Origin of the sequence: Sphingomonas sp., from assembly GCF_039594485.1 — a bacterium.
GTDB lineage: Bacteria > Pseudomonadota > Alphaproteobacteria > Sphingomonadales > Sphingomonadaceae > Sphingomonas.
Window position 1 is genome coordinate 156,008 of record NZ_JBCNNI010000003.1, and the last position, 7,573, is coordinate 163,580.

At 65.0% G+C, this 7,573-nt stretch carries 6 protein-coding genes; 2 read left to right on the forward strand and 4 right to left on the reverse strand.

Translation table 11 applies throughout. The features are described 5' to 3' along the window. Positions 1 to 65 precede the first annotated feature (65 nt). On the forward strand, positions 66 to 521 hold the full coding sequence (locus ABDV78_RS02315; protein ID WP_343525571.1) for a hypothetical protein: 456 nt from the start codon (positions 66 to 68) through the stop codon (positions 519 to 521). Next, on the forward strand, positions 518 to 2,221 hold the full coding sequence (locus tag ABDV78_RS02320; protein WP_343525572.1) for a hypothetical protein: 1,704 nt from the start codon (positions 518 to 520) through the stop codon (positions 2,219 to 2,221). The genes ABDV78_RS02315 and ABDV78_RS02320 overlap by 4 nt, the downstream gene beginning before the upstream one ends. Positions 2,222 to 2,367: 146 nt before the next feature. Here the strand turns inward: ABDV78_RS02320 and ABDV78_RS02325 are convergent, their stop codons facing one another. From ABDV78_RS02325 to ABDV78_RS02340, 4 genes are read right to left on the reverse strand one after another with little or no spacing between them, the layout of a single operon-like run. Next, positions 2,368 to 3,660, reverse strand: coding sequence for an O-antigen ligase (locus ABDV78_RS02325; protein ID WP_343525573.1), 1,293 nt, complete (start codon positions 3,658 to 3,660; stop codon positions 2,368 to 2,370). 2 nt (positions 3,661 to 3,662) lie between these two features. Then, entirely contained in the window at positions 3,663 to 4,742 is a 1,080-nt protein-coding gene (locus ABDV78_RS02330; protein ID WP_343525574.1) for an acyltransferase, read from the reverse strand. Then, the gene (locus ABDV78_RS02335; protein ID WP_343525575.1) at positions 4,739 to 6,190 is read right to left on the reverse strand and encodes an oligosaccharide flippase family protein; all 1,452 of its coding nucleotides are present in this window, start codon (positions 6,188 to 6,190) and stop codon (positions 4,739 to 4,741) included. The genes ABDV78_RS02330 and ABDV78_RS02335 overlap by 4 nt, the downstream gene beginning before the upstream one ends. Before the next feature lie 13 nt (positions 6,191 to 6,203). Then, the gene (locus tag ABDV78_RS02340; RefSeq protein WP_343525576.1) at positions 6,204 to 7,007 is read right to left on the reverse strand and encodes a polysaccharide deacetylase family protein; all 804 of its coding nucleotides are present in this window, start codon (positions 7,005 to 7,007) and stop codon (positions 6,204 to 6,206) included. Between the last annotated feature and the right edge of the window lie 566 nt (positions 7,008 to 7,573).

Genomic DNA, 7,573 nt, shown 5'->3' on the forward strand with positions numbered 1-7,573 from the left:
AATGTCGCTGTCCTACACGAACATACCATGAACATAAGGGGGCGTTCGAAAAGGGAGGGAGTCGCATGCGGTTGTTCAGGATATCGATCGGGGTCATGGGCCTGATGGCCATGACCATGGCGGCGAACGCGCAGGAGGTGCGTTTGCCCGCGCCGTTCGTGCCCGGTCAGGCGGTCGGCTACGGATCGGTGGGCGGGCCATGGCAGCCGGTTACGCCAGCGACGCCGATGCCGGTCATCTCGCAGCAGGAATCGTTTCAACTGGTGTCGGCCAACACCCCGATGGGCTTGGCCACGCTGGCGGGCGGTGCTTATGTCCTGACCCAGGCGTGCCAGACCTATGGATCGGTCGCGATCCGGTATCGCGGGCCTGACGGGGTTACGATGACGACGATGCTGACCAAGACCGCTGCCGATACCATGGGGGGTACGGTCCTGAGTTTCGGCAGCGGTTCCGTCGTCGATGCGGCGCTGAGTGGAACCACGGGGTGTAACATCGTGCTGGCAAGGATTCCGCAATGAGCCGGTTGCTGTTTCAGGCCCTGCTCCTGCTTTTGACGATAGTCATGCCCGGGCTGGCGACGGCGCAGAGTCCGGGATCGGCCAGCCCCGTGGCGACAGGGGGTGGCGGCGGACCGCGTTTCGTCTTTGGGCCATCGCCCTGGCGTTTCTCGGTGGCGCCGGGATTTTTCGCGCCATCGGCCAGTCAGTTGAACGAAACGGTCGATCAGTGGCTGCCCGCACTGCCCGACGGGGGCTGGGTCGTGTTCGCCAATTTCGCGCTTTCGACTGGTTCGGCGGCGAGCAGTCCGGTTGCGCGTGAACGCAATCCCGGCAATGCCAACGTCATCGACTGGGCGGTCGCATTCGAGCGGCCGGGCGGCGGCGGCGGGGTGACTCCGCTGAGCTTCTTCGACGGCGGGTCAAGTGCGACGATGCCTGATGGCGGCTTCGCGATGCTTTGGGTTCCTCCAGGCGCCGAGCCGCGATGGTTGCGCTATTCGATCACGACGCCGTCGGGCGGTCGCCGCCCGCAAGGGGGCAATCCTTCCCCGGCGGGGCTGGCGCTGACGAATTTCTACGAGGTCCGGCGGTGGAAGGCCGCCAATGCTTCCGCCGAACGCAATGGCGGCGCTATCTCGGGGACCGCCATCTATGCCTCGAACGGGGTCATCGGTCCGGTGCAGTTGCTGGTGCCGTTCAAGGGGCAGGCGTCCGTCCTTTTGCTGGCCGACAGTATTGGCCAGCAGGCCGACGACCCGCTCTATCTGGCGTCGCCGCGCAATGTGGTCGGCGGCATCGCGCGAGGGCTGGACGAGGCGGATGGCGGGCGGATCGGCATCGGCAATTTCACCAGTCACGGCGCGAGCATGATCGATTTCATGCGTTTGGATCCGGGCTATTTCGCGGCGCGCCATGCGATCCTCCGGTTCGCGCGGGATCGGCTGAACGGTGGGCGGATGTGGCCGATGACGGCGATCTGGTCCGAACTGGGTCGCAACGACCTCGCCCCCGGAGCATTGGGTTTGACGGGCACCGAGGGCGATGAGGTGACGTTCGCGGCGATGGAGGACCGTTATCGGGCCTGGTGGAACTGGCTCACGGCCCATTTTCCAGGCGTGCCGATCCTGCAATCGACGATCACGCCCAAGTCGAACAGCAGCGATCAATGGACGAGCCTGGAGGGGCAGAGCCCGCGAGAGGCGACCCCGACCATTCTCGACAGGGTCGATGGCTGGTTGAAGACGCAGCCTGCCCGGCTGGTGCAGGTGGTCGATGTGGCTGCGCCGGTCCGCGCGGCCCCGGATGGATCGGCCATGCCCAAATGGGCTATTCCGCCTTACTCCGCGAGTGGCGGCGGCACCCTGTCAGCGGCGATCACGACCTCCACCAGCGCAACCAATGGCGGGGCGGTGATCACCGGCTCGGTCGCGCCGCAGATCGGCGAGAATCTTGTCATCGAACCCGGCACGACCAATGCCGAGGCGATCACCGTCCGGGCGGTCAGCGCCAATGGCGACGGCACCTGGACAGCGCGTGGGCTCGGCAACTCGCTGGGCCAGCCGCTGAACTTCGCACGCGCCCATCCGGCGGGCGCGGTGGTGCGGAGCGCCTATACATCCGACGGCGTGCACCCCGCGACAGCCATGCACCTGCTGATGGCGGAGACGGTGAAGGTGGCGAAAAGGGGGCCGCTGTCCGCCGTGCAGTCCACGCCCTGACGGATCAGGCGGCGTCGGGCGGGACGACACGGCGTCCCGCCCATGATCCGGGGGCCGTGCAAAACGGATCGCTTGGCTCAGATATTGCTCGTAATGGCAATTCTAGATGTGCCGTGGGTTGATCATTGGGGAAAGAGCAATGGGGATCAGGCGCGACGGGCTAGGGTGGCAGCCCAGACCAGCCAGAAGACGCCCGCCGTACCCGGTTCGGAAAACTGGACTTCGGTAAAAGAGCGACTGATCACGAAGATCAGGATGGTGAGCGCCAGGGTCGCTGTCGGCCCCCGGCGGCCCAGCGCCTTGATGGTGGCGCGAAGCAGACCGCTGACCGCCAGCACGGCGATCGCCAGAAAACCCGGCAGCCCGAGTTGTAGCCGCAGATCCAGCCAGGAATTGTGGGAATGCGGCGGCGTGTAGCCGACCACGCGCCAGATCGCGCTGCGATCGGGCGATTCGATGCCCCAGAAGGCATAGCCATAACCGAAGATCGGACGGGCGGAGATCTTGTCGCGCACGGCATCCCAGATGTCGGTACGCCCGGTCAGCGTCGCGTCGCGTCCGGTGAGCAACCGCGAGATGTCGGGGTCGGCGGCAAACAGGAACAGCCCGGCTCCGATGAACATCACGACACAGATCAGCGCGACCGGCGCCATATCTCCGGGCATGCGCCGCATCCCCTCGATAAATCCGGCGAGGGCCAGCGAGATGACCATGCCGATCAGCGCGGTGGCCGAATTGGCCATCACGACCATCACCAGGCAGGCCCCGATCGCCGCCAGTCCGATCCGCCAGTTGACCGAGCGCGTGCCCAGCGCGAAGCTGGAGATGATCACGCCCAGCGCATAGCTGTAACCGGCGGAGTTCTTGTGCGAAGTGGCGCCGCGCCACGCCGCGCTATATTCCCCGACCATGTTGGCGCTTCTCCCCACCGAAGGCAGGGCGATGCTGATCGCGATCGACAGGGTGGCGGATATCAGAAAGGCGATCGCCATCAGGCGGAGCATCTGCCGCACGGGCAGGATCTGGGCATAGAGCACGCCGAACGCAACGAGCGGCAAAAGGCGCAAGGCGCGCTGAAACGCAAATTGCGGATTGGCGGCCATCGTGATGCTGGCAAAGGCGATCAGCAGATAGAGATAGGCCATCGGCTCGTGCACCGGCCGCTGTCGTTGCCGCAGCGCCAGATACATGCCGAGGCTGGCGATGGAGAAGATCAGCAGCAGGACCGGGGTAATGGGATAGGGCAGGACCTCGACCTGGTTCTCGCTGCCCCAGGAGCCGAAATAGCTTTCGGGCGGATAGAAGGTCCCGATCAGCGGTACGACCAGGATGAAGACCAGCATCGCCTGAAACCAGCCATTCGGCCGGTCCGGGGCGACGGACATGCCATCGGTCGTGGTGGCGATGGGTGCGGGAGTGGACAGCGAGGAAGCGGTCATGATCATCCGTTGTTCAACATGACCGTCGCTGCCTGTCGCCTTCTGTCGAGAAGATGACGCGCCAGCGCGACGGCACGGGGTTCGACCAGAAGATGGAAGGCCAAGCCCGCCAGGACGGCGATCGCGGCCAGCATCGTGCCGACCAGCGGAAGGGGGAATGGCCGTGCGCCCAGCCTGATCAGCAGGCTGGTGCCAAAGGAAATGGCCAGTACATGGATCAGATAGATCGCAAAGGAGGCCTCACCCAGTCGGATCCAGAAGCCGGGCAGGCGTAATGTCCGCGTCCGCTCCCACTCAACCGCGCCCAGGACGAACAGACAGGCCGTACCGCCGAAGACCAGCCGCCCGCGCAGGGGATCGTCCTGGAGGTGCAGGCCGACCAGCATCGCGATGAGAAACAGGGCGGCACCGGCCGCCGTGACGAGGCGAGGGGCGGGCACGCGGTGACCCTGCAGTACCAGCGCCACGCCGACGCCCGCGATGAACTCCAGATTATAGGGGCTCAAGACAAAACCCAGTGGAAAGGGCAAGGCGACACCGCGCACCGCCACCGCCATGATCGTCGCGGCCCAGATGGGGAACAGCCACAAAGCGCGCTGCCCCATCGCGATGATGAGTGCGAAGACGGCGTAGAACATGATCTCGTAGGTCAAGGTCCAGGCCACGCCCAGCACCGGATGGACCGTGTTCGGAAGCAGCAGGAAGGACAGCAGGATGTTGACCGGCTGCCGCTGATGATCGCGACCAAGGTTCGGAAACGCCAGATACAGGAGGAGCAGGGGGATCAGGATCGCCCAATAGGGGGGGAAGATGCGCAGGAACCGCCGCCGGGCGAAGCGGCCCAGGCGATCGGCATGGCCGATATCCGCCTGGTGGATCCAGGTAATGATGAAGCCGCTGAGGACGAAGAAGAAATCGACGCCGACATTGAAGTTGCTCAGATGGCCGCCGAACGGCTGCGCACCGAAAAAGCGTCCCTCGGCCATGATCGAGCCGACATGATGCAGGACGACGAGCAGCGCCGCGACGCCGCGGCCGCCTTCGATCAGCAGGAAACGCTGGCGCGGTGATCCCCGGGTCATGCCGTGACGCTCCCGGGACGGCGGCGGACCATGTGGACATAGGCGAGCAGGCGCTGCCGGGACTCCGTCGGAACGCCCAGCGCCAGGAAGGGCACCAGGATCGCCCAATAGCCGATATGATGCCAGAAGAGGCCGATCGCGGTGGCGAGCCACCATAGCATGGTCAGACGATAATTGGGGGTTCCGATCGCCCGCGCGATGATCAGGTGGAAGGCGAAATAGACGGGGATCGTCGCCAACTCACCGATCCCATAGGCATAGAAACCCATGCGCGGCGCAAGAAGGGCGGCCACGCCCGCGAACAGCGAGAGATGGACGACGTTCGCCACGCCCAGCACATGATTGCGGTTCAGGATGGAAATGACCGCCGAATGGACGTTGAACGTCGCGATGCTGAGATAGGATAAGGCGACAAAGGGATAGAGTTCCATCACCGGCGCCCAGCGATCGCCGAAGACGATCGGCACGGCAATGCCCCCGAACCAGCCAAAGCCCAGCAGGATCGCGCCGACCGCCAGGGTCTGCAGCTCCATGCCTTCGCCCACCGCCTTGCGCAGGCGGGCGGTGTCATGCTGCACCTTGCTGAGCACCGCGACCGACAGGCGCCACGCGACCGTCTTGGCGATGCTGAGCAACTCCAGGATGCCGACGGTCATGCCGATGATGCCGACGGCCTGCGCCCCCAGCAGCGGTCCCATGATGAGCGGGTTGACCAGCATCCGCGCCTGCCAGACCCAGTTGGCGAACGAGAAGGACGAGGCATAATGCGCCATTTCGCGTGCCACCCGGGCATCGAAGCCATAATGAGGGCGCACCCGTGCCCGGTAATGGGCAAGCAGGCATGAGGTCGCTTCCTGGAACAGCCAGGCACAGGCCAGCGCCACCGCGCCATATCCCGCGAGCGCCATCGGCACGCCGACCGCATAGAAGATGAGCTGCGCCGTCACCTCGACCTGTGCGATCGACCGATAGTCGAGATTGCGTTCCAGCCGTGCGGTCGCGGCGACCGTGGTCAAGGTGAAGGGCAGGGCGCAGGCGAGAACCGACAGCACCGTCCCCGATCCCTCGACCGTGGTCCAGCCGGCAATATGGAGCGATACGAACTGAAGCGCGACGCACAGGCACAGGGCGATGCCAAGAAGCACCGTATAGGCGGTCCGGTAGATATTCTCCGTCACCGGCCCGGCATGGCGGAGCAGATAGACGCCCACCCCGGCCTGCCCGATCAGCAGGGCATAGGTATAGATGTTGAAGGCCGTCACGTAAGAGCCGTAGCGCGTCGGCCCCAGGACGCGGGTGATGACCAGCACGCCGATCATCTTCAGGACCACCGACATGGCGTGACGAGCGGCAAGATAGCTGCCTCCGGCCACCGCCGATCGACGCAGATCGACCTCGGGCTCCGGTGGTGCGGCGGATACCGCTTCGGAATGGGTGGTGGACGTCATGATGGGATCCGAATCAACGAAGGGTCACGATGCGGCCGCCGCGCCGTTCGATTTCGGCCAGCACCATGGGAAGCAGCTCCAGCGTATGTTCGGGCCCGTCGTGCAACAGGATCACGGCACGGTCGCCGGAATGGCGGAACAGACGCGCATAGCTGATCCCGGCGGGCGCATTGCTCCAGTCGTCACCCGCCCAGTCCCAGCCGACCTCGCGCAGTCGTAGTGGCGTCAGCGTCGCCATCCAGCCGGCGGGAGGTGTGTTGGGCACGCCCGGCCCACCAGGGAAACGGAAGATGGAGCTGTGATAGGGAATGCGCGCATTGGCCAGCGCGTCGACCAGGGCGGCGTTACCCAACGCGATCTCCATCCTCCGGCCATTGTCGTTGAGCTGCGCGAAATTGGCGTGGGTGTAGGAGTGCGTTCCGGCCCCATTGCCCTGTCCGATGATGCGCGCGACGAGTTCTGGATGTGCTTCGATTTTCTGGCCGACCAGCATGAAGGTCGCATGCACGCAGTAGCGGCCGAGGATGTCGAGCAGCTTGGGCGTCGTTGCGGGATTGGGGCCGTCATCGATCGTGATGACATATTCGCCCTTGGCGAGCGGCAGGGCGGGCAGATGCTGGCTTGTCCCGAACCCCGCTCCCGTTGCCGGCAACCCGATGGTGCGCCCGGTCAGCGCGGATGTGCAGGAGGGTGGTTCGGCGGCCCGGGCGGCCGAACCACCTGGGGAGGGGCCGGGCGCCCGGGTCCAGGGGAAGGTCAGGGCCATCATCACGGCAGATGCGGCTGTCAGGAGGATCGCGATGATCAACGTGCGCATGACATCCCCCGATTGCGCCCCCCCGCCGCGCCTCACCGCTTATTAACCGTCTCCTTGCACTGCAACAATCGGTGGATGGGGCGCTGATCCTGCGGCTTTTCCCCAATCGGGACGGCTTGTGAGATTCATCACCTCGGGGAACAGGGGGCGTCGATCGAAACGCCGCGGATCGATCACCGTCCCGTGCGAAGTACCATCATGTGTGACTCAGTCCAGCTCTACCCGCCATGTCATATCGCCATGAACTGCGACGCTATGGATAGTGAACAAAGGCGAAGTTGGCATCCAGCCCGGTTGCCGGGAGCAGGCGTTCGTGATGGAGCGGGTGAAGGGATTCCGTTCCATGATTTGGCCACACTGAAACCCGCAGAAAACAGCGGTTTCTGGTTCGTCCGAACCCTATGTGCTACAGTTTGGTGCCCAGTTCAGTGCACCTTGCGGTCGTGCCCCCCGGGGTGGTGTAGCTGAGGGGTGGCCATCGGCGATCTCCGGCCAGGCCGGGATGGTCAGGCGGCCATGGCTGGCAGCGTGACGGCGGTATCATCGCTCAACTGCGCGACGCTTTC

Excerpts from the sequence above, each read along its gene's own strand:
- ABDV78_RS02335 (WP_343525575.1), bottom strand. The coding sequence starts at position 6,190 with ATGACGTCCACCACCCATTCCGAAGCGGTATCCGCCGCACCACCGGAG.
- ABDV78_RS02325 (WP_343525573.1), bottom strand. The coding sequence starts at position 3,660 with ATGACCGCTTCCTCGCTGTCCACTCCCGCACCCATCGCCACCACGACC.
- ABDV78_RS02340 (WP_343525576.1), bottom strand. The coding sequence starts at position 7,007 with ATGCGCACGTTGATCATCGCGATCCTCCTGACAGCCGCATCTGCCGTG.
- ABDV78_RS02315 (WP_343525571.1), top strand. The coding sequence starts at position 66 with ATGCGGTTGTTCAGGATATCGATCGGGGTCATGGGCCTGATGGCCATG.
- ABDV78_RS02320 (WP_343525572.1), top strand. The coding sequence starts at position 518 with ATGAGCCGGTTGCTGTTTCAGGCCCTGCTCCTGCTTTTGACGATAGTC.
- ABDV78_RS02330 (WP_343525574.1), bottom strand. The coding sequence starts at position 4,742 with ATGACCCGGGGATCACCGCGCCAGCGTTTCCTGCTGATCGAAGGCGGC.